The sequence below is a fragment of the Thermovenabulum sp. genome (assembly GCF_049701175.1).
GTDB lineage: Bacteria > Bacillota > Thermosediminibacteria > Thermosediminibacterales > Thermosediminibacteraceae > Thermovenabulum.
The window spans coordinates 49,775-71,149 of the sequence record NZ_JBNATW010000008.1 but is presented as its reverse complement, the minus strand read 5'-3'; the positions used below and the strand labels follow the sequence as shown (position 1 = coordinate 71,149).

Genomic DNA, 21,375 nt, shown 5'->3' with positions numbered 1-21,375 from the left:
AAAGAACCACAATAACCTGAATGAAAACGCAAAGCAGGATTTATTGTAGTCACAATTAACGCTTTGTCTGCAAAAAAAACAAAAGCCCCACTATAAAAGTGGGGCTACTGAATTTTTATCCAGCATTTTTGTTCTGCTTTCTTAATTCTTCATAGACCTTTTTAAACAGTAATTCCATTAAACTTTTCGCAAACAAAGAGTCGTCTATCACCTTCGTAAAAAACTTTAGATTCTCATTCATCCTGTTTATTACTTTATTCATAAACTCTTTTTCGTATGCATACCAGAAATCCTCTGGCGTGTTTGTTTGGGCTTTTATAACCATCTCAGAATCCGAATTGAAGTCTTCTACAATCTGTTCTATCGATAATCTGTCAGCTGGCGAAAAGTCAGTGCCGTGCCTCCTGTTGAGTTCTTCAATTATTTCAGAAAGCAGCTCTTTCTGTTCCTTTTTCTCTCCTGTCCCCGAAAATCTGGCAGGGGCAAGAGGAGTATTTCCGTCCTCTGGAGAAAGTGACAGACTGCCTTCAAAGGTCTTCTTGTTTGTGTAATACTCTAATGCCACTTTATCCGTCAAATCTATCGGCGAATGACTGCCTTTAGGAAGTTTTTTCAATAAATAAGTGAGGTAAAGATACAGCTTGAAAAGCTCGGTATCCTCAAAAGGCGTAATCTGAAGCAGAAAAGTATAAAGCCTTATAAACTTTTCCGCCTGCTTTTTGAAGATTTCGTATTTGCTTTCATCTTCCTGCTTCATCTCTTTAAGCCTTTTTACTCCCCTGTCCACTATGGCATTAAGCCTCTGGCTTTTGTTTGTCGTTTCCTTATAGTAAATTTCGGCAAAGTTCAACAATTCTTCTGGCAGATATACGCCGTATTCGTCCAGTTTTGTCTGCAGGTCGTATATCAAGTTGGGATCTGTCGTTTCTTCAACAATCGTCTTGTTGTAATAAGGCTTGAACGCTTCCTGTATGTCTTCGGCTTTGTTTACAAAATCCAAAATAAAAGTATCCGTCTTGCCTGGATAAGTCCTGTTGAGCCTCGACAGCGTCTGAACCGCTTTTACTCCTGAAAGCTTTTTGTCGACATACATCGTATGAAGAATTGGCTGGTCAAAGCCAGTCTGGTACTTTTCCGCAACCAGAAGCACCTGGTATTCGTCAGTGTCGAACCTGTCGGGCAGTTCCGTTTCCTTAAACCCGTTCATGCCTGCCTCGGTATACTCAACATCCCCATCCTTTACCGTCCCCGTAAAAGCCACTAATGTTTTCATGTCTTTATAGCCTTTCTTTTTTATGTATTCGTCAAAAGCCAGCTTATACCTTACCGCATGAAGCCTCGAGCTGGTCACCACCATCGCTTTTGCCCTGCCGCCGATTTTCCTCATAGTCACATTGCGGAAATGCTCAACCATAATTTCCGTTTTCTGCGCGATGTTGTGCGGGTGCAGGCTCACAAAGCGTGTAAGAGCTTTTGTCCCTTTTGCCTTGTCAAAAGCAGGGTCATCTTCTATTTTCTTTGCTATCTTGTAGTATATCTCGTAAGTAACATAATGCTGTAGAACATCAAGGATAAACCCTTCTTCTATGGCCTGCCTCATAGTATAAAGGTGGAAAGGCTGCGGTTTGCCATCAGGACCTCTTGTTCCGAACATCTCCAGAGTCTCTGGCTTCGGAGTTGCCGTGAAAGCAAAAAAGCTTATGTTCTTCTGCGGACCTCTTTTTTTCAACACTGCAAGTATGGCATCGTCGGGATCTCCAGCTTTCTTCTCGGCTTCCTCATCCAGGCGCTGAGCTTCTTCAAGAGACTCAGCCGACAGCACTTCCTTTAAGACACTTATATTCTCTCCCGTGGTGCTTGAATGTGCTTCATCAATAATAACCGCATATTTTCTCTTCTCAAGTTGCCCCACTTTATCGAGGATAAACGGAAATTTTTGCAGGGTAGAGACAATAATCCTTGCTCCTCCCTTCAGGGCTTCGGCAAGCTGATTGGAATCTTTATCTATTTTCTGCACTACTCCGTGCTTGTGTTCAAGCTGATAGATGCTGTCCTGAAGCTGCCTGTCAAGCACCCTCCTGTCCGTTATGACCACCACGGTGTCAAAGACGGGGTTGTCGTTATCATCATGCAGGTTTGCAAGGCGGTGGGCAAGCCAGGAAATGGTATTGGTTTTCCCCGAACCCGCACTGTGCTGGATGAGGTAGTTGTGTCCTGTGCCTTTTTCTTTTGCATCCTGCTCGAGTTTTCTCACTGCATCGAGCTGGTGGTAGCGGGGGAATATAAGCTTTTCTTTTGTTTTCTTGTTGCCTTTTTCATCCTTGTATTCCTCTTTCTTGACGAATATGAACTTCTGGACTATATCCAGCAAGCTGTCCTTCTGGAGGATTTCTTTCCAGAGGTAATCAGTTTTAAAGCCGTTGGAGTTTTCGGGATTGCCTTTGCTACCGTTGTTCCCCTTGTTAAAGGGCAAGAATTCCGTCTTATCACCCGCAATTCTCGTAGTTATATATACCTCATCGGTATCTGCCGCAAAATAAACCACTGCTCTTTTCTTGAACTGGAAAAGCAGTTCGCTCGGGCTTCTGTCCTTCTTATACTGCCGTATGGCGTCCTCGTATGACTGCCCTGTAAAGGGGTTTTTAAGCTCCAGAACTGCTACGGGAAGGCCGTTTATGAAAATCACCATGTCTACGCTTTTTTCGTCTTTCGTGCTGTAATGAACCTGCCTTGTGACGGAGACCCTGTTTTTGCCGTAAAGCTCCAACGCTTCGGCGTTCAGTTTGCTTGCGGGCTTGAAATAGGCAAGGTCAAGGTGGGCATTGTAGTCCCTGATGCCGTGCCTTAAAACATCGATTGTCCCTCTATTGGCAAGCTCCTGGTTTAAGCGGTAGAGGATTTTGGCTTTATACTGGTCTTGATAGACTGTTTTCAGCTTTTCCATCTTCTTTGGCTGGGTATCTTCCAGAAAATCAAACAGCATTTCTGTGTCTATGGCGTATTCCCTGTTGTAGTCATTGGGGTCGCCTTTTAGGTATCCGCCTTTTAAAAGGCACTCTTCGACATATTCCTCGAGGCTTTTTTCGGTAAGGTCAATTGGAGTTTTGGGCATCTAAAACCACTCCTTCCGTATTTGGAGTAAAGTCCCGCACATCAATTTTGCCTGTCACTGCTTCATAAATGAGGGACTGACGGTATTCTTTGAGTTTGGCGATTTGAGCTTGAATGTTTTTTATTAAGCCGTCAAAAAGTACATAGATTTTATTAATATTTTCCAATATCGACATTTGTTCTTGAACATTAGGCAAAGGTATAACAATATTTTTCAGAGTATCTGAATAAATAACTTCGATTGTCGTAGCATTGCTTTGGTAAAATAGCTGGTTACTCAGCAGATTTGTATTATTAAAAATAAGTTGAAGGTATTCAGAAATAATCTTTGAATTATCAACTCGTAGTCTTATTAAACAGGGATGTAATATTCCTATTTCACAACCTTGAGGTAATATCGCTACCTTTCCAATAGTTCCTCTTGTAGTAACAAGAATATCACCAGGATATACAGTAAAAGCCCGTAACTCTTGATATTTTTCATATGATACAAAGTTATCTCCATTTATAAAATCATTATCTAAAACATTTCTTTGGTTATATACCTTAACTTCTCCTTCTTGCATTTCTTCAGATTTTAATTGACTACCAAAAGGTCCTGGTTTAATTGCATCTTTTTTACTAACAAGCAAATGTTTAATCTTTTTTACCTCCCAATGTGCTGGTATCTCACCAATCCACTCCACGCCCGAATCCTTCATTGGCACATTCGGGTCAAGCCCTTTGGTGACGGCTTCGCTGATAATAGCCTGCCGTTTTTCCTGCAAAAGCTGAATCAGCTTTTCTTTGTCGGCAATAAGACTGTCGATTTCGGCGGTTTTCTGGTCGAGGAAGTTGGCAATGGTTTTCTGTTCATCTTTAGGAGGAAATGCTAATTTAAAATGTTCAAAATCATGTCTTGATAAATATCGCTGTATTGCACCTTCGCTAAGATGTTGAAGTCTTTCTGAATTAGCATTCATTGCATAGTATAAAAAAGTAGAATCCAAATCTTTTTTAGGTACTATTCCTATAAAAGTTTGATTTGATATAAGTGGTCTTTTAACAATAACTGTTGCTCCCATATTACAACTACATGTACACAAAACAGTCCCAATAGGATATATTTTAAGATTCATTTTCTTAACTAATTCTTTCGAAACTCTTTGCTCTGATTTTGAATCCTCAATATATTTGCCATCAACATCTTCTATCCTAATCCAAGGTATATCACCGTTAAATTCTGTAGGCTTATCTCTCATTGGGACAATCATTTTTGCTCTATATCCTAAATTCGTTATTTCCCAATGTTCTGGTACTTCCCCAATCCACTCTATTCCCGAGTCCTTATATCTTTCATACCGCTTATATCCCATTTCCGATCACCTTCTTCAACTTTTCCTGAATCTGCTGTTCCAGCTCGATGATTTCCTTCAGTATTTCCTCTGAAGATCGCAGTGGCTGGTATTTGTAAAAGTATCTGTTAAACGGTATTTCATAGCCGATCTTCGTCTTGCTCTCGTCAATCCAGGCATCGGGAACATGAGGCTTGACTTCACGCTCAAAGTATTCGTGAATGTCCTCTTTTAACGGCACATTTTCCGTATCCCGAAGCTCTGGGTCTGGTTCGGGATTGCCTTTGCTGTCGTAGCAGATGTCGGCAGTTTCGTCCCTCTCCGAAAGCCCAGAAAGCAGAACTTTCAAAAGATTGCTGTCAAGAGTCAAGCCGTTCTTTTTGAACGCCTCTTTCAGGTCGGCAACAAACTCATCCCTGTTCTTGTAAAGCTTTGTCTTATCCATAGTATTGAGAATTTCGATTATCCTTTTTTGCAGTTTCTTTCCTTCTTCTATTTCCTGCAGAGCGGCAGAGCCTTTCTTTCTGGACTCGGCAAGTTTTACAAAGCCAGGCTCGTTTTTGAGGTTTTCTATTCTTTCGTCGCTTACCATAAAGTTTAAGCGGAGCGGTCTTTCTATGGTGATTTTGTAGTAGCCGAAGTCTTCGTTGTCGAAAATTTTGCAGTATTCGTTCTCCTTGAATTCCCCGTAAATGCGGGTGATTTCCTTAATCTGTTCTTCAGTTATTTCGTTTCGCTTATTGCCGAGGCTCTTACGCATCTTCTGATAAAAACTCCTTGCGTCCACAAGCTGGATTTTGCCTTTGCGGACAGGCCCCTTTTTGGGGTCGGCATTCTTGCGGTTAGTCAAAATCCAGATATAAGTTGAAATACCAGTATTGTAAAAAAGCTGGTCGGGAAGGGCAACAATCCCTTCGAGCCAGTCGTTTTCAATAATCCACCTGCGGATCTCGGATTCGCCTGAACCTGCATCCCCTGTAAAAAGCGGAGAGCCGTTAAAGATGATGGCAATACGGCTTCCCTTCTCGTCGTCCCTCATTTTAGAAAGGAGGTGCTGTAGAAAAAGGAGAGAGCCGTCAGATACTCTCGGCGTTCCTGCCCCAAACCTGCCTCTAAAGCCCAGTGTTTCAGCTTCTTCTTTGATAAACTTCTCCTGCTTTTTCCAGTCAACGCCAAACGGCGGATTTGTCAGCATGTAGCGGAACTTCTTATCCTTATGTCCGTCCTGGGTTAAGCTATCCCCGAGGATGATGTTGTCCGCATTTTGTCCTTTGATAAGCATGTCCGCTTTGCAGATGGCGTAGGACTGAGGATTGATCTCCTGCCCAAAAAGTTCAACCTGAATGTCGGGATTTAATTCCTTCATGTAGTTTTCGGCAACCGAGAGCATCCCGCCTGTTCCCGCACAGCAGTCGTAGACCGTGACGATCAGCCCTTTTTGTGTCAGTTCCTCACTGTCCTCGTTAAGAAGGAGGTTGACCATGAGCTTTATGACTTCTCTTGGAGTGTAGTGGTCGCCCGCTTCGCCGTGTTCGGAAAAGCGTCGTATAAGTTCTTCGAAGATGTAGCCCATTTCGGTGTTGCTGACAGTTTCTGGGTGAAAATCCACTTTGGCAAATTCCGAAAGGACAAGGTACAGAAGATTGTTGTCGTTTAGTTTGGTTATATGTTTGTCAAAGTCAAAGTGTTCGATTATTTCTCTGGCATTTTTGGAAAAGCCGTTAATGTAGTTTCGCAGGTTGCTGGCGAGGTTGTCGGGATCAGCCAGCAGTTTTTCAAAGTCAAATTTGCTGATATTGTAAAAGTTCTGACCAGAAATTCTGTTCAAGATGGGATCCATATTGTGGATCCCCATCTTTTTGAGTTCCTCATATTTTTCTAAAACCGCTTGTTTGGTCGGTGCCAAAACGCAGTCGAAACGGCGCAGGACTGCCATTGGAAGAATAACTTCACCGTATTGTTCTTTTCTGTAAGGCCCTCTTAAAAGCTCTGCAATCGTCCAGATAAAGTTTACTTTGTCCTGAAAGTTATTCAACACCAAGCGCCTCCTTTTGCTAAAATAAAAAAACTCTTGTAAGCCCCTTCGTTATTAATATTTTGTTTTTTTATTTTTAAATCTCTTCGTAACTTCTTTACATTAAATAAAAAACCTTTAAATTTTAGAAATTATAACTTCAATCATACTTTATTAGCAATTTCCCTTCTAGCGTAGAAAGGTTTAAAAAACCTATGTTTATCTATATGCTTCTATATTACTCTACTTCCATCGTAAAATAAAAACTAAGACATAAGCTCCCTCATTGTTTTTAATTGTTTTAATTTTTATTCTTTTACTGTTTTGCTTTCTTTTTTGCTATTTCCCCCTATACTACGGAAATAAGTATAAACCATATTTCGTAACAATCGGCTAATAGTTACATTGTAGCGTTGAGCAAGGCTTTTGATATATTCAAGCTCTGCATCGGAAACTTTTATATTAACCATCTTCCCTGTCTTCGACTGGAAAGTATAATCTTCCAAAAGCTGGTCAGGATGAAAATTGTAAAGGATATACATAATCATTTTCGCCCGTGTGGAAGCTATTTGATTTTCAACTGCATATTCTTTTAGTTTTTTATGCATCTCTGGTGTCAGTAAAGCCCATATCTGATATTGCTTTTTCACAAAACATACCCCTCCCTCTCTTTAATCATAGCACAATATATAATAAAATTCATCAAGTTTTTTTTTAGATTTTTCTTTAAACTTCATGAGTAAAACTAAGCTTATACTGTAGCATTGAAAATTACCTTTTAAGACTGACTTTGGCAAATAAAAGGCATTTATAAGCTTTTATCTATAAATTATTTCGTTTTTCTTTCGCTTGCCGCGATTTTCTTTATAATGTTTTCTTAATAATCGGTGTGCGTGTGGTGTTTTTAAAAACATAATTTTTCGCTTTCGGTTAACACTCATTTTTTAAAGAGCATTTTTTGAGGGGCCAACAGCAGCTATTAATTTCTATTAATCGCTATTAATGCGGATCAATACGCATTAATAGAAATTAATCGCCATTAATACGAATCAATGCATATTAATAGGAATTAATAAAGCTGCTGTAATTTTATTAGTTTAAACTCGTTTTTAAAAACCTTTGCTTATAAAGTGCGGAGAGTATAAAAACTGTTCATAAACAAACTTTCTATACACCATTCAACTCATTCACGGTGTTTGAAGCACAAGATTGGGTGAAGCCTTTATAATATAAATATAACTTCGATTTTAAAAACGAAAATCTTTAAGTTTCATATATTCAAAATCGTTGCATTCGTTTTTAAAAATGAAGTTAAAAAACGAAAGCCTCTACTCTGAAAGTCTGCAGGGTAGAGGCTTTTCATTTTATAGTTCTATGCACTAACACTTTTAAATCCTTAATCCTTTTTTCTAATAAACTTTTAGTAAAATTTGATTTTAAAATCCCTTTAATGTTATTAGTTATTATAACAACAAATAATAACATTCTTAAGAAGGGAGAGTGATAGAGATGGAGCAAATTGACATCAGCATAAAGGATTTTAAGACGCTGATTGTATGGCAAAAAGCAAGAGAATTAGCTCAAAATATTTATCAAATTTCAGCTAATTTCCCGCCATTCGAAACTTATGCAACAAAATCGCAAATAATAAGGGCCGCCACCTCCATTGGCGCCAACATCGCAGAGGGCAACGGCCAACTTTATAAGAAAAAACAAATCAATTTCCTTAATAATGCATTAGCAAGCGCATCAGAAACAAGGCACTGGCTTATTACAGCCCTTGATAACAAATATATCTCACAAGAAGACTATAATAAGCTCGAACAAAAAACAATTGAAATAATTAGAATGTTAATCGGCTATATAAGAAAACTGCAAGAACAAGCAGATGATAAGGAAATAGTATAATCTCTACAATCTTTCCGAATTTCGTGGGAATAGGTAATATACAGCCACTCTACCTATTCCCCCTTTTTTACTACTTTATTCCTAAAATCCTTCACCCACCTATTCCTTACACTATATAAACCTGTTCCTGCACTTCATCTATTATTATACTTTTTTCCGTAACATAGAACCTGATAAAAATTCGTTCGTTAATATCAGCAATTCTGCCAACATCTCCTTCTTCGAGTTGCCTGATATAATCTTTGCTTTTATTGATTATTTCAGTAACCTTTTGTTCTAATACCTTCTTGTCAGTATCATAGCAATCTATCATACAGCCATTTCCGAAAACTATTCTTCGCTCCAGTTTCTGTCCCTCCTTATCTTTCCTGCCATAATAATATCAAATTTTTATATCTATTAAAAGAAGATGTTTTTTTACAGGTTCAAGGATTTCAAAAATAAGAATAAGCTGCTTTTTCGTATGTGAAATAAGCAAATGAGAAATGAATACAGTTTATAGGAAAAACTTTTTTCCCTTTTTGGAACGACTTTTTTACTCACGGAAAAACTTCAGCCAAAAACAATTTCTAAACTTGATCCTTATCTCCTTTTTCCTTGTCACTAACTATGTTGATTTAAAAAAAACCCTTTCCATTTCCAATCCCTCAAACCCGCATAAACTCTACATGGCATTTTCTGGGAGGTAATAAAGTTTTTCCGTGAAGCAACAATATTTCTACTAAAAATTCCCAATCATGTTCCTATTTTGTGTGAAAAAAGTTTGTCCGAATGGACAGATTCAAAGGCAAAAGGAAAAAGGGATAAGTGGCGTAAACCTTGATTTTTCGAGGCCTTACCACTTATCCCTTTGCTATTCTGCAAAGACTTAATCCTTAATCCTTTTCCCTTAACACTCACTCAACGGAAACACTTTTTTCGCATGCGGAAAAGATTTAAATGAAATATACAACACCTTCCACTTATCCCTCTACTTTTACTCAACAGTTACGCTCTTTGCAAGGTTTCTGGGTTTATCCACATCGGTGCCCCTTGCCACAGCGGCGTGGTAGGCAAAAAGCTGCAAAGGTATTACGGTCAAAATAGGCATTAACATGGGATGGGTGTTTGGTATATAAAATACGTGGTCTACCGATTTTTTGATTTCCTCGTTTCCTTCCTTTGCAAAGCCAATTACTACCGCTTCCCTTGCCTTTACTTCCTTTATGTTGCTCAAAGTCTTTTCAAATAAGTGTTCCTGTGTAGCAATGGCTATAACCGGTGTGCCGTCGACTATAAGCGCTAAGGTTCCGTGTTTTAATTCTCCTGCTGCATATGCTTCTGCATGTATATATGAAATTTCCTTCAGCTTCAAGGCCCCTTCCAATGCTACTGCATAGTCAAGGCCCCTTCCTATATAAAAAAGGTGCTCCACTTTCGAGTATTTTTCAGCAAGTTTTTTAATTTCTTCTTCCTTAGTAAGCAAAAGGTCAGCTTTTTCGGGAAGTTTTTTAAGTTCCAAAGCTATTTCATCAAATATTTCATTGGAAATGGTATCAAGTTCCTTAGCAAAACGAAGGGCGATCAGGGTGAGTGCGATTAGCTGGGTGCTGTAAGCCTTTGTAGAAGCAACTGCAATTTCGGGCCCTGCCCAAGTATACAGTACATCATCGGCTTCCCTTGCTACCGAGCTTCCCACCACATTAGTAATAGCAATAACCCTTGACCCTTTATTTTTAGCTTCACGAAGTGCAGCTAAGGTGTCCGCCGTCTCTCCCGACTGGCTGATAATAATCACAAGGGTATTTTCGTTCATCATCGGTTCTCTATATCTGAATTCAGAAGCTACATCCACTTCTACGGGAATTTTGCAGAGCTTTTCGATAATGTATTTCCCGACTACTCCGGCATGGTAAGCTGTTCCGCAAGCTACTATAAATATTTTTTCGATTTTTTGCAAGTCCTCTTTTGTAATCTTAATATCATCTAATTTTACCTCGTGTTTTTCTAAATCGAGCCTACCCGTCAGCGTATCCTTAAAAGCACGAGGCTGTTCGTGAATCTCCTTTAGCATAAAGTGCGGATAGCCGCCCTTTTCTGCAGCAATAGCATCCCATTTGACTTCAAAAACTTCCTTCTTTACCTCTTCTCCATTGAATCTGCAAATTTCTATGCTTTCCTTTGTAATTTTTGCCATTTCTTCGTCTTCTAAAATATATACTTTCCTCGTATGCTGTAAAATTGCAGGGATATCCGATGCTATATAGTTTTCACCCTCGCCTATGCCAACTATCAAGGGGCTTGATTTCCTTGCAGCTACTATGCAATCGGCTTCCCTTTTTGTTATTACCCCAAGGGCAAAAGAACCTTTTAAAATGTTTACAACCTTTTTTACGGCTTCAAATAAATCCCCGCCGTAATAGTGCTCTATTAAGTGGGGTATTACCTCGGTATCGGTCTCTGATTTAAATTCATGCCCCTGGGATTCCAGCCATTCTTTTATTTCTAAATAATTTTCTATAATCCCGTTGTGGACAACTATAAAATCGCCGGTACAGTCCTCATGGGGATGAGCGTTAATATCGGAAGGTTTCCCGTGAGTTGCCCACCGGGTGTGGCCTATACCTAAACTACCTTTAGGCAGTTCGCCCTTTAATTTTTCCTCTAAAACCTTAATCTTTCCTTCGCTTTTCACAATTTTTAAATCCGTTGAATCTATAACGGCGATACCCGCCGAATCGTATCCCCTGTATTCAAGCCTTTTTAGGCCGTCTATTAAAAAAGGAGCTGCCATTTTATCGCCAATATATCCTACTATACCGCACATGTTACTTCCTACCTTTCATAAATTTAATGTTAATTTTTCAAGGTTCACCCTGCCCGAAAGCCCCTTTGTCCCCACAATCGCTTGCGGGTTTTGTAGGCTTCCTGCGGATGGCAGGCTCCGTGGGGCACCCGCCGAAAACTCGATAAACCCCATCCTCGTCAGCTTAAAAGGTGTATCACCTTTTAAGCTCAGGCGCTTTAATTAGATTCATTCTTCTTTTTTTTATTTAAACTATCTTTTTGAATTTAACCACCCCCTTCAACATATTATATTTAATATTTTATATTTATTCAGTTCAAAGCCTTTTGTATAACATCCGCAACCCTTTTTGCGATACTATTTATTATATCCTCCTTTTCGCCTTCCACCATTACTCGAATTAAGGGTTCGGTGCCTGAAGGCCTAACGACTATCCTGCCGTTTTCGCCGAGTTCCCTTTCAGCTTTTTTTATTTCTTCTTTTATTTCATCATTTTTTTCATATTCCTCCTTGCTCTTCACCTTTACATTAATTAGCACCTGAGGGAAAACCTGCATTATATTTTTTAGCTCGGAAAGTTTTTTATTCTTTTCTTTTAAAACTGCTAAAAGATTAACAGCAGTAATAATGCCGTCTCCCGTTGTGTTGTGGTCTAAAAATATGATGTGACCCGATTGTTCTCCGCCGAAGATATAACCATTCTTTAAAATTTCTTCCATGACATACCTATCCCCGACTTTGGTCCTCACCATCTTTATGCCCATTTTCCTTAAGGCTACTTCAAGCCCCATATTGCTCATTACAGTAGCGACTACTGTATCCTTTAAAAGCCTACCCGTTTCTTTTAAATGGGAAGCCCAGATGGCCATAACATGATCGCCGTTAACAACTTCTCCTTCTTCATCGACCGCTATCAATCTATCCGCATCCCCATCAAAGGTAAAGCCAATATCAAAACCTTTATCTTTAATAAATTGGGACAATACCTCAGGATGAGTAGAACCGCATTTAACATTTATATTGCATCCATCGGGCTCGTTATTTATAACAGTGAGTTTCGCTCCGAGCCTTTCAAAGACAAGGGGAGCAGCTTTAAAAGAAGCTCCGTTAGCACAGTCCAATGCAACATTGAATCCTTTAAAATAATTTTCTCCAAAAAGGGAAACAACATAATCTACATAGGAAGAAAGCCCATCCTTTTCGTACACTCTCCCTACTTCAGCACCAATAGGGGGATTTTTTTCAAAATCCCCATTGTGTACTATCTCTTCTATTTCATCCTCCAATTCATCGGGAAGTTTATAACCCCTGCTGTCGAAGAATTTTATACCGTTATACTCCACCGGATTGTGAGAAGCGGATATAACTATACCTGCGTCCGCCTTAAAATGCCTTGTAAGATAGGCTACTGCAGGTGTAGGTACTATTCCAACTTTTACCACATCGGCTCCAGAAGAACAAAGACCTGCAACAACTGCGGCTTCTAACATATCTCCTGAAATCCGAGTATCCCTTCCGATGACAAATAAAGGTTTTTTATGATATTTTGATAATACTTTTGCGCCTGCTTTGCCCAAATAAAAAGCAAGTTCTGGAGTAAGTTCTTTATTTGCTATTCCCCTTACTCCATCCGTCCCGAAAAGCCTACCCATACTGTTCCCCTTTCTTTATCATATTCCTTTAAATTCGCGTTATGGTAACTTTTACAGTAGAAGGTTCTATATTTTCTATTTTATATGGAGCTGATACATTCGCCTGGACTTTTACCTCGTGCTTTCCTTCCGTCAATTGCGACAAATCTACAAAGCAGCGTACGTCTTTTTTGCTCACTTTTTCTATCATACTCTCAGGACCTACTACTGTCAATACAAAACCTTTTTCTTCCAGTAAAACCTGATATCCTTCTTTTAAATTTCTTACTTCTAAATCATTGGTATTAAAATAAAGCTCTTTTGATTCCGCTTTTTCGATATATATTGTAATCCTTGCATTTTTCATATTTTCATCTACAGGAACAACGCCATCGGGATATATTATCTGGGTTTCTACTACGGTATCTGTGCTTATTTGGCTAATATCAACAGGTTTTGTAGTCAATTCGGAAATATTTTTAATAACTTCTTCATTTCCTATAATAAAAATATTATACGGCTCGATTTTGATGTCTTTAACTATATACCCCGAAAGTGGGTTTCCTATAACAACAGGTTTTAAAGAAACGGTGGTTGCCTTTACAATAGGAACGATAACCTCTACTGTATCCGGTTCAACAGAAAGATTTTTTTGCTCCGCTCCCTTTTCATCAAACACTTTTACTGGAAGTTTTGTTACGACAGTAGAGGCCTTGCCTGATATATCCACATCTACAACCGCATTTTTTGCAACATCAACTACGCTTTTAGGCCCTCTAATTACTACAGTTTGAGGTTGTAACACTGCAGGTTTTGCCACATATCCTTCAGCAGGAATACCTTTTACATTTGCTACAACATTTACCTGGCTTTCAATTACTCTATCTAAGGATATTAGTATTTCTTTCGGTGTAAAGTCCACAAGCTCCACATAATTTGGTACAGTCACGTTTACAGGAAGCAGATTGTCTCCTTCCCCTCTCCCTTGAAGGTTTACCTGAGCACTTATATCCTCCGGCTTTAGACCCACTATTATGCTCCTGCGGGCTTTTACCTTAACATTTACAAAATAATTCCTTCCATCTTCTTTTATTACATATTTTTCGGTATCCAAATTAACAAATTTTATTGGAACATTTTTAATTACATAAGTAACCTGAGGGTTTTGCTCATTCATCACGTACATCCACATAATCAAAGCGGCCAATACGGACAACACCTTTAAAACAAAATCGTTTGACAAAATATTACGCATTAGTCCGCCTCCAGTTCCACAAATTTCCCTTTTTTTCACCTACTTGGTATATCTCCCTCAACATGCTCTTTAAGGTTTTTATATCCAAATACCTGCTCAGCTTCCCTTCTCTTGCCACGGAAATTACTCCCGTTTCTTCGGAAACAATAACCGCTACCGCGTCAGACTGTTCGGTTATCCCAAGTCCTGCCCTGTGCCTTGTGCCCAATTCCTTGCTGAGGTTAGGGTTTTCTGTTAGTGGAAGGTAGCATGAAGCCGCCATAATTTTATCGTTTCTTATAATTACAGCCCCATCGTGCAAGGGGGTATTTGGGATAAAAATGTTTATTAAAAGCTCGGGGCTCACCAAACCACCTATTTTGACACCCGTTTCGATATACTCATTTAATCCAGTTTGTCCTTCTAACACCATAAGAGCGCCTATCTTGTTTTTAGACAGTTCCTCACAGGCCTCGGCAACAGCATCAATCAATCTAATAATTTCTTTTTCACCCCACCCAAAAACGGTACTGGAAAAGAACCTGCTTCTGCCCAGCTGTTCTAAAGCCCTCCTTAATTCAGGCTGAAAAACGATAAGCAGTGCTATAACACCCACCGTCATAGCATTTTTTAAAATCCAGTTTATGGTGTAAAGCCCCAACCATTCACTTACTTTTGTAAAGATAATAAAAAGTATAAGTCCTCTGATAAGCTGTACCGCCCGGGTACCTCTTATGAGCTGTATAGCTTTATACGATACATAGGCAACTATGGCAATATCCAAAAGGTCCATCAACCTAAAGCCTTTGAAAAGTTCGGCTAATTGAATAATCATCCTTTCACCTCAACCATTTATTTTCCTTAAATTTATTATAACATTTTAATAAATAATGGTGTAATTAAAATAAATTCAAAATAAAAAAATTATGATATAATGCTCTTAAGAGATGCTCTGAAAGGGGGTAGCTTAATTTGTCATTGCCCGAAAACAGCCTTAATTCTACACCATTAGCAAGCAGGCTTCATATAGCGATTTTTGGTAAAAGAAATGCTGGAAAATCCAGCCTCATAAATGCCATTACAAATCAAGAAATCGCCCTTGTTTCTCCCGTTGCAGGCACTACTACCGACCCCGTATTTAAGGCTATGGAACTTTTACCAATTGGTCCCGTAGTAATAATAGACACAGCAGGAATAGACGACGAAGGGGTTCTTGGAGAACTAAGGGTCAAAAAAACCTATCAGGTGCTAAATAAGACCGATGTGGCCATCCTTGTTATAGACGGTGAAAGCGGAGTATCAGACTACGATTTAGAAATACTGTCAAAAATAAGAGAAAAAAATATACCCGTTGTTGGAGTGGTTAATAAAAAGGATTCATTAAAATATAAAAAGGAAGAAAAAAAGAAGTGGGAAGATTTGCTGAACCTCCCTTTACTTGAGGTATCCGCTTTTAAAAGGGAAGGAATTGAAGAATTAAAAAGGCAAATTATAAACAAAGCCCCCAGCAGTTTCACTGATGTGCCGCTTATTTCGGACCTTTTAAACCCCGGCGATTTAGCAGTGCTGGTAGTACCCATAGATAAGGCTGCCCCGAAGGGAAGGCTAATTCTACCCCAGCAGCAAACCATAAGGGAACTTCTTGACAGCGGCTGCATAGCTGTTGTCGCAAAAGAAAGCGAACTTTCAACCGCTTTAAACTCTTTAAAACAAAAACCCAAATTAGTTGTCACTGACTCTCAAGCCTTCAAGAAGGTAGCCGAAATAACCCCTGAAGACATACCGCTCACTTCCTTTTCCATATTATTTGCCCGTTATAAAGGGGATCTCGAACAATTGGTGGAGGGGACAAAAGCCATTAAAAACTTAGAAAACGGGGACAAGGTTTTGATTTCCGAAGCCTGCACCCATCACAGGCAGGAAGATGATATTGGAACAGTAAAAATTCCAAGGCTTTTGAAGGAAATAACCAAAAAAGAGCTATCTTTTTCATGGTCTTCTGGTTTTACCTTCCCGGAAAATTTAGATGAATATAAATTAGTAATCCACTGCGGCGGTTGTATGATAAATAGAAAGGAAATGCTTTACAGACTATCCGTTTTAAAAGAAAAAAATATACCGGTAGTAAATTACGGTGTGTTCATTGCATTCGCCCTCGGTATATTGGACAGGGCTTTAAAGCCGCTAAAAAAGTAAAAGAAGGGTTTACCTTTTCACCCTTCTTTTTAATTTCTTTTTTAAAGTTTTCAACCTGAAAAAATCTTCCCTTTCTTTTTCTTCCAATACTTCTGAAATAACTTTTACAATTTTTTCATACTTGGGTATCTGAATATTTTTTAACGCATTTGCCCTTTTTTGGGTCCTTTTTACCTCAATAGCAAGTTTAAATATGGAGTCTTCCACTTCTGCAAGTTCAAGTAGAAGATATTTTACCTCGTAAAATTTTGTCAGGGCAATATCAAGGGCAGTATTAGTATGGTAAAAGCTGTAGTAGTGTTCTAAGGGCTTTTTTTCGTATTTTATCTTTGGAATTTCAACACCCATTACGCTTTTGTGTAATATATCGAACTCTTCCATTAACGGAATAGAGCAAGCTACTTCATACACCTGGTTTACTCCTAAGGTTATATTGGCTATCTTTAGAGCTTCATAGGCTTCTTCAAAAATTTTGTTTATTTTTTCCTGCAGCTCCTCAGCCCTTTTCATTATGCTCATCAATTCCCTTATTAAGACATTCCTTTTTTTATCCAAAAGCTCGTAGCCCTTTTTCGAAAACTCAAGGGTAGATTGGGCAGAAAGCAGATTTGCTTTGGTAGGTGCAATATTAAATAGCAAGAATATCATCCCCTCAAATATTTTTTAATAAGGGATGGGTTGATTCTTGTAAGTTCCTTTTCAGGAAGTATTTTCAGAAGCTCCCACATCAAATCTAAGGTTTCAAAAATACTTCTTTCCTCATCAAAACCTTGTTTTACAAAGCTTTCTTCAAATTGCCTTCCGAATTCCATATAACTTTTATCCACATCGGATAGCTCTTCTTCGCCGATAACCTGTGCTAAAGCCCTAACCTCCTGAACACGGGAATAAGCTGAAAAGACCTGGTTGGCAAGGTCTGGATGATCTTCCCTCGTATATTTTTCACCTATGCCGTCCTTCATGAGTCGGGAAAGGGAAGGTAAAATATTTATCGGTGGATAAATACCCTTTTGGTAGAGCGCCCTGTTCAAAACTATCTGACCTTCGGTTATATAACCCGTAAGGTCGGGGACAGGATGGGTTATATCGTCATTGGGCATGGTCAAAATAGGTATTTGAGTAATGCTCCCTTTAGAGCCCTTCAGCATCCCCGCCCTTTCATATAGGCTTGCCAAATCCGAGTACATGTACCCCGGATAGCCTTTCCTTGAAGGCACTTCCTCCCTCGCAGAAGATATCTCCCTTAAAGCATCGCAGTAGCTTGTCATGTCTGTTAAAATAACAAGGACGTGCATGTCGCATTCAAAAGCTAAAAATTCTGCAGCAGTAAGAGCACAGCGAGGAGTTATTATTCTTTCAACAACCGGGTCATCCGCAAGGTTTACATACATCACAACCCTATCCATTACACCAGCTTCTTCAAAGGTCCTTACAAAGAAATCCGCCTCATCGTGTTTTATCCCCATAGCCGCAAATACAACTGCAAAATTTTTTTCATCATCCCCCGAAATTTTTGCCTGTTTTACAATCTGTGCTGCTAATTCATTATGGGGAAGGCCATCCCCTGAAAATATTGGGAGTTTTTGCCCTCTTATCAGGGTCATTAGGCCGTCTATAGCTGAAATACCCGTTTGAATAAAGTTTCGAGGGTAAACCCTAGCAACCGGGTTCATAGGCCTACCGTTTATATCATAGTAGTTTGTGGAAAAAATTTCTCCAGCTCCATCAATGGGTTTTGCAATACCGTTAAATACCCTGCCGAGAATCTCCTTTGAAAGGGGAATTCTCATAGGGCTTCCAGTAAAAGCAACAGTAATATCAGGCAGTGAAATACCCGAAGTGCCCTCAAAGACCTGAATGACCACTTTGTTTCTGTCAATCTGCACCACTTTGCCGAGCCTCGAAGTTTTATCGGGCATCTCTATTTCTACTATTTCATCAAATACCGCATTTTTCACATTTTCCATTATTAACAACGGGCCTTCCGCTTTATCTGCCCTTTTGTATTTTATCTTCATTTTAAAGCACCTTCTTTTTCATACCTTGTTTCGATACTGTCGTAGTAACTGTCGATTTTATTAATTATTTCATCAAAAAATCCCTTATTTTCGGTAGAAAAGTTATATTTCATCATAATAATCTCGTTAAAAAGTTCATCATTTTTTACCTTCGAAAGAGGAATGCCTTTTTTTACGCACGAGGCTGCCCTATCATAAAGTTTGTTGATTACTTTTAACATCTTATACTGCCTATCCAAAGGCACATAGGAGTCTTCCTTGTGGTAAGCATTCTGCTGTAGAAAACCTACTTTAATAACCTTTGCAATTTCAAGGATAAGTTTTTGGTCGTCGGGAAGTACATCTTCCCCGACCAATTTAACTATATCCATGAGCTTGTTTTCTTCCTGTAAAAGCCTCATCATCTTAGCCCTTAAGTCCAGCATATCCGCTGCCACATTTTCCGCAAACCATTCCCTAAGCATCTTGATGTAGCCACTGTAGGATAAGAGCCAGTTAATTGCGGGAAAATGCCTTGAATAAGCAAGTTCCTTGTCTAATGCTAAAAAAGCACCTACTACCCTTTTGGTTGAGGAGGTTACAGGCTCTGAAAAATCTCCACCTGCAGGTGAAACCGCACCTATAACGGTGATGGAACCTTCAGTGCCATTCAGGTTTTCTACGAAACCTGCCCTTTCGTAAAACTGCGCAAGCCTTGAAGCAAGATATGCAGGATAACCTTCTTCGGCGGGCATCTCTTCAAGCCTTCCAGCTATTTCCCTTAAGGCTTCTGCCCAGCGTGAAGTTGAATCCGCCATAATTGCCACATTGTACCCCATGTCTCTGAAGTATTCCGCAATGGTAATACCCGTATATATAGAGGCTTCCCTTGCTGCAACAGGCATGTTGGAAGTGTTGGCAATTAGAACAGTCCTATCCATCAAAGGTTTTCCAGTCCTCGGGTCGACCAATTTTGGAAAATCCTCCAGCACCTCCGTCATTTCATTGCCCCGTTCTCCACAGCCAATATATACTATTATGTCCGCATCGCTCCATTTGGCAAGCTGATGCTGGGTTATCGTCTTTCCGGTTCCAAACCCCCCAGGGATAGCTGCGGTACCTCCCTTTGCTAAAGGGAAGAAGGTATCTATTACCCTTTGACCTGTAATTAGGAGTTTTTGTATTGGCATTCTCTTCTTGACCGGGCGCGGTAACCTTACAGGCCACTCCTGATACATCTTTAGCTCGTAAGTTTTTCCTTCATTTTCCAAAACAACAAGGGTTTCATTGATGTTGTAACTGCCATCCTTTTTTACTTCAACTACCCTGCCCTTTACTGTAGGTGGAACCATTATTTTATGAAGAATCATCGAAGTTTCTTGAACTTCAGCAAAAACGTCCCCGCCCTTTAAATATTCTCCTACTTTTGTCAATATCCTTACTTCCCATAATTTTTCTTCATCAATAGAAATAAGACCAATCCCTTCGGGTATGAAGCTTTCCCCTTTTTCATATATCTTCGAAAGAGGCCTTTCTATACCATCAAAAATATTGCCCAAGATGCCCGGGCCTAATTTTACCGAGAGGGGCTTGCCGGTACCCATTACTGGCTCTCCCGCTTTCAATCCCGATGTTTCTTCATACACTTGAATTGTCGCTAAATCCTTTTCAAGGGATATTATTTCTCCTATCAATTTTTTATTTCCTACCATTACCATTTCTCTCATGGTAAAACCGGACATGTTGTTTGCCCTTACCACAGGACCGTTGATATAAACTATGCTTCCAACCCTGTAATCGGACATAGTTATACCTCCTCGCCCAACTTTGTAAATAAAAGCTGGGCAAGTAATGACTTGCCTTCTTCCAACAAACTGCTAACGGATAAATCCACCTTTATCCTTCCATCATCGCTTTCAGCAATTATTCCTCCTTTTATCTCCTCTTGGCTTATTCTCAACTCAAAGTTGCCGTTTAGAGACTTTTTCAGGTATTCCGAATAATGCTCAAAATCCCTTTTGGATAGATTTATTATTACTTTTTCGCCTTCAGGGAATTTTTCCTTTAACTCTAAAGCTGTGTTCAAAAGAAACTCTTTATAGCCTTCCTGTTTTAGAAACTCTTCTACCTTTTGGAGGATGTCTTCTATCAACTTTTCTAAAAGTTCCTGCTTTTTCCTCAATATTTCCTGTTTTTTATCCGCCAAAGCCTTTGATATTATCCTCTGCTTTTTGATTTCCGCTTCTTTTAAAGCATTATTTATACGTTCCGCCTTTTTCTTTTCGTATTCTTCTTTTATTCTCTTTATTTCTGCTTCATAATATTTTACAATATTTTCCCTGTTTTGTTCATATTCTTCTTCTATCCTTTCAAATAAAACCTTAGCAAAAAGGGAAATTTTATCCTCAATGGTGGTTGACATGATATCACCTCAAATCTTTACGCCAATTGCTTCTTTTATATAACGCGTTAAAAAGTCCTTAGGCCTTATACTGCCGTGCCTGTCTGGAACCTCTAAAATTATGGGAAAATCTTTTGAAAGCTTCATTGCGCTTAGTTCATTTTTTATATTTTGTGCAAGACTTTCAGTAATAAGGATTATACCAATGTCCTCATCATTTTTTAATTTATCTATTTCTTTCAAAACCTCTTGGCTTTCTTCAATATATTTGCCTTCTATACCTGCAAGTCTAAAGCCTGTTATGGTATCAGAGCTGTCGCTTATCACAAACATCCTCATATTAAACCCTTCCCAGTATCATAATGGATATAATCAGCCCGTAAATGGCAATACCTTCCGCAAGGCCCACGTAAATTAAGGTTTTACCCAAGATTTTAGGGTCCTCCGAAACTGCCCCGAGGGCTGAAGAGCCTACCGCTCCAACAGCATAACCCGCCCCAATAGTCGCAAGCCCAGTAGATAAAGCAGCAGCTAAAAAAGCAGTGCTGGAAACGGGATTTGTGGCTCCTTCTGCCTTTGCCGCCTGAGGCATAATGACGAATAAGAAGAAAGCTATTATCAAGGAAAAAGCAAATACGCTAAATTTCAGCACTTTTTTAGCTTTTAAATTATTTAATTGATAAAATCCTGCTGCTGTTGTTAAAACTGAAATTAGAATAAGTAAAAATACAATCGCCATCATAAACCTATTCCTCCTCAAAATT

General features: G+C 39.2%; 17 protein-coding genes. 2 read left to right on the top strand and 15 right to left on the bottom strand.

The features are described from left to right. Positions 1-115 precede the first annotated feature (115 nt). From ACPLVF_RS04400 to ACPLVF_RS04385, 4 genes are all read right to left on the bottom strand, one after another. Positions 116-3,112 carry a type I restriction endonuclease subunit R gene (locus ACPLVF_RS04400; RefSeq protein WP_424906611.1) on the bottom strand — a complete coding sequence of 999 codons (2,997 nt, stop codon included), beginning with the start codon at positions 3,110-3,112 and terminating at the stop codon, positions 116-118. Beyond that, complete coding sequence (locus ACPLVF_RS04395; RefSeq protein WP_424906610.1) at positions 3,093-4,466, bottom strand: restriction endonuclease subunit S; 1,374 nt, start codon at positions 4,464-4,466, stop codon at positions 3,093-3,095. Before ACPLVF_RS04395 ends, ACPLVF_RS04400 begins: the two co-directional genes overlap by 20 nt. Beyond that, entirely contained in the window at positions 4,456-6,480 is a 2,025-nt protein-coding gene (locus tag ACPLVF_RS04390; protein WP_424906609.1) for a type I restriction-modification system subunit M, read from the bottom strand. Before ACPLVF_RS04390 ends, ACPLVF_RS04395 begins: the two co-directional genes overlap by 11 nt. A 287-nt stretch (positions 6,481-6,767) precedes the next feature. Beyond that, complete coding sequence (locus ACPLVF_RS04385) at positions 6,768-7,109, bottom strand: hypothetical protein (RefSeq protein ID WP_424906608.1); 342 nt, start codon at positions 7,107-7,109, stop codon at positions 6,768-6,770. An 859-nt stretch (positions 7,110-7,968) separates the two neighbouring features. On the opposite strand from ACPLVF_RS04385, the gene ACPLVF_RS04380 reads away from it, so the two are divergent. Then, positions 7,969-8,367 (top strand): four helix bundle protein, encoded by a 399-nt coding sequence (locus tag ACPLVF_RS04380; protein WP_424906607.1) that lies wholly within the window; start codon positions 7,969-7,971, stop codon positions 8,365-8,367. A 106-nt stretch (positions 8,368-8,473) separates the two neighbouring features. On the opposite strand, the gene ACPLVF_RS04375 is transcribed toward ACPLVF_RS04380, so the two are convergent. The 5 genes from ACPLVF_RS04375 to cdaA all read right to left on the bottom strand — a co-directional run bounded on the left by ACPLVF_RS04375 (position 8,474) and on the right by cdaA (position 14,852). Continuing rightward, on the bottom strand, positions 8,474-8,680 hold the full coding sequence (locus tag ACPLVF_RS04375) for a hypothetical protein (RefSeq protein ID WP_424906606.1): 207 nt from the start codon (positions 8,678-8,680) through the stop codon (positions 8,474-8,476). 663 nt (positions 8,681-9,343) lie between these two features. Further along, positions 9,344-11,173 (bottom strand): glutamine--fructose-6-phosphate transaminase (isomerizing), encoded by a 1,830-nt coding sequence (gene glmS / locus ACPLVF_RS04370; protein WP_424906605.1) that lies wholly within the window; start codon positions 11,171-11,173, stop codon positions 9,344-9,346. Positions 11,174-11,463: 290 nt separating this feature from the next. Next, complete coding sequence (gene glmM / locus ACPLVF_RS04365) at positions 11,464-12,804, bottom strand: phosphoglucosamine mutase (RefSeq protein WP_424906604.1); 1,341 nt, start codon at positions 12,802-12,804, stop codon at positions 11,464-11,466. A gap of 28 nt (positions 12,805-12,832) precedes the next feature. Beyond that, positions 12,833-14,038, bottom strand: a complete 1,206-nt coding sequence (locus tag ACPLVF_RS04360; RefSeq protein WP_424906603.1) for a CdaR family protein — start codon at positions 14,036-14,038, stop codon at positions 12,833-12,835. Further along, positions 14,031-14,852, bottom strand: a complete 822-nt coding sequence (gene cdaA / locus ACPLVF_RS04355; RefSeq protein WP_424906602.1) for a diadenylate cyclase CdaA — start codon at positions 14,850-14,852, stop codon at positions 14,031-14,033. The genes ACPLVF_RS04360 and cdaA overlap by 8 nt, the downstream gene beginning before the upstream one ends. Positions 14,853-14,989: 137 nt before the next feature. Between cdaA and hydF the strand changes: the two genes are divergently transcribed. Next, positions 14,990-16,213 (top strand): [FeFe] hydrogenase H-cluster maturation GTPase HydF, encoded by a 1,224-nt coding sequence (hydF, locus tag ACPLVF_RS04350; protein ID WP_424906601.1) that lies wholly within the window; start codon positions 14,990-14,992, stop codon positions 16,211-16,213. A 9-nt stretch (positions 16,214-16,222) separates the two neighbouring features. Here hydF and ACPLVF_RS04345 read toward each other — a convergent pair whose 3' ends face one another. From ACPLVF_RS04345 to ACPLVF_RS04320, 6 genes are read right to left on the bottom strand one after another with little or no spacing between them, the layout of a single operon-like run. Beyond that, on the bottom strand, positions 16,223-16,852 hold the full coding sequence (locus ACPLVF_RS04345; protein WP_424906600.1) for a V-type ATP synthase subunit D: 630 nt from the start codon (positions 16,850-16,852) through the stop codon (positions 16,223-16,225). A gap of 5 nt (positions 16,853-16,857) precedes the next feature. Further along, positions 16,858-18,231: a V-type ATP synthase subunit B gene (locus tag ACPLVF_RS04340; protein ID WP_424906599.1), complete on the bottom strand. Its 1,374-nt coding sequence runs from the start codon at positions 18,229-18,231 to the stop codon at positions 16,858-16,860. After that, on the bottom strand, positions 18,228-20,015 hold the full coding sequence (locus ACPLVF_RS04335; protein WP_424906598.1) for a V-type ATP synthase subunit A: 1,788 nt from the start codon (positions 20,013-20,015) through the stop codon (positions 18,228-18,230). The genes ACPLVF_RS04340 and ACPLVF_RS04335 overlap by 4 nt, the downstream gene beginning before the upstream one ends. A gap of 2 nt (positions 20,016-20,017) precedes the next feature. Beyond that, positions 20,018-20,632 (bottom strand): V-type ATP synthase subunit E, encoded by a 615-nt coding sequence (locus ACPLVF_RS04330; protein ID WP_424906597.1) that lies wholly within the window; start codon positions 20,630-20,632, stop codon positions 20,018-20,020. A 9-nt stretch (positions 20,633-20,641) separates the two neighbouring features. Continuing rightward, the gene (locus tag ACPLVF_RS04325; protein WP_424906596.1) at positions 20,642-20,950 is read right to left on the bottom strand and encodes a V-type ATP synthase subunit F; all 309 of its coding nucleotides are present in this window, start codon (positions 20,948-20,950) and stop codon (positions 20,642-20,644) included. 1 nt (position 20,951) lies between these two features. After that, a complete protein-coding gene (locus ACPLVF_RS04320) occupies positions 20,952-21,353 on the bottom strand; it encodes an ATP synthase subunit C (protein WP_424906595.1) in 402 nt (133 codons plus the stop codon). Positions 21,354-21,375 lie beyond the last annotated feature (22 nt).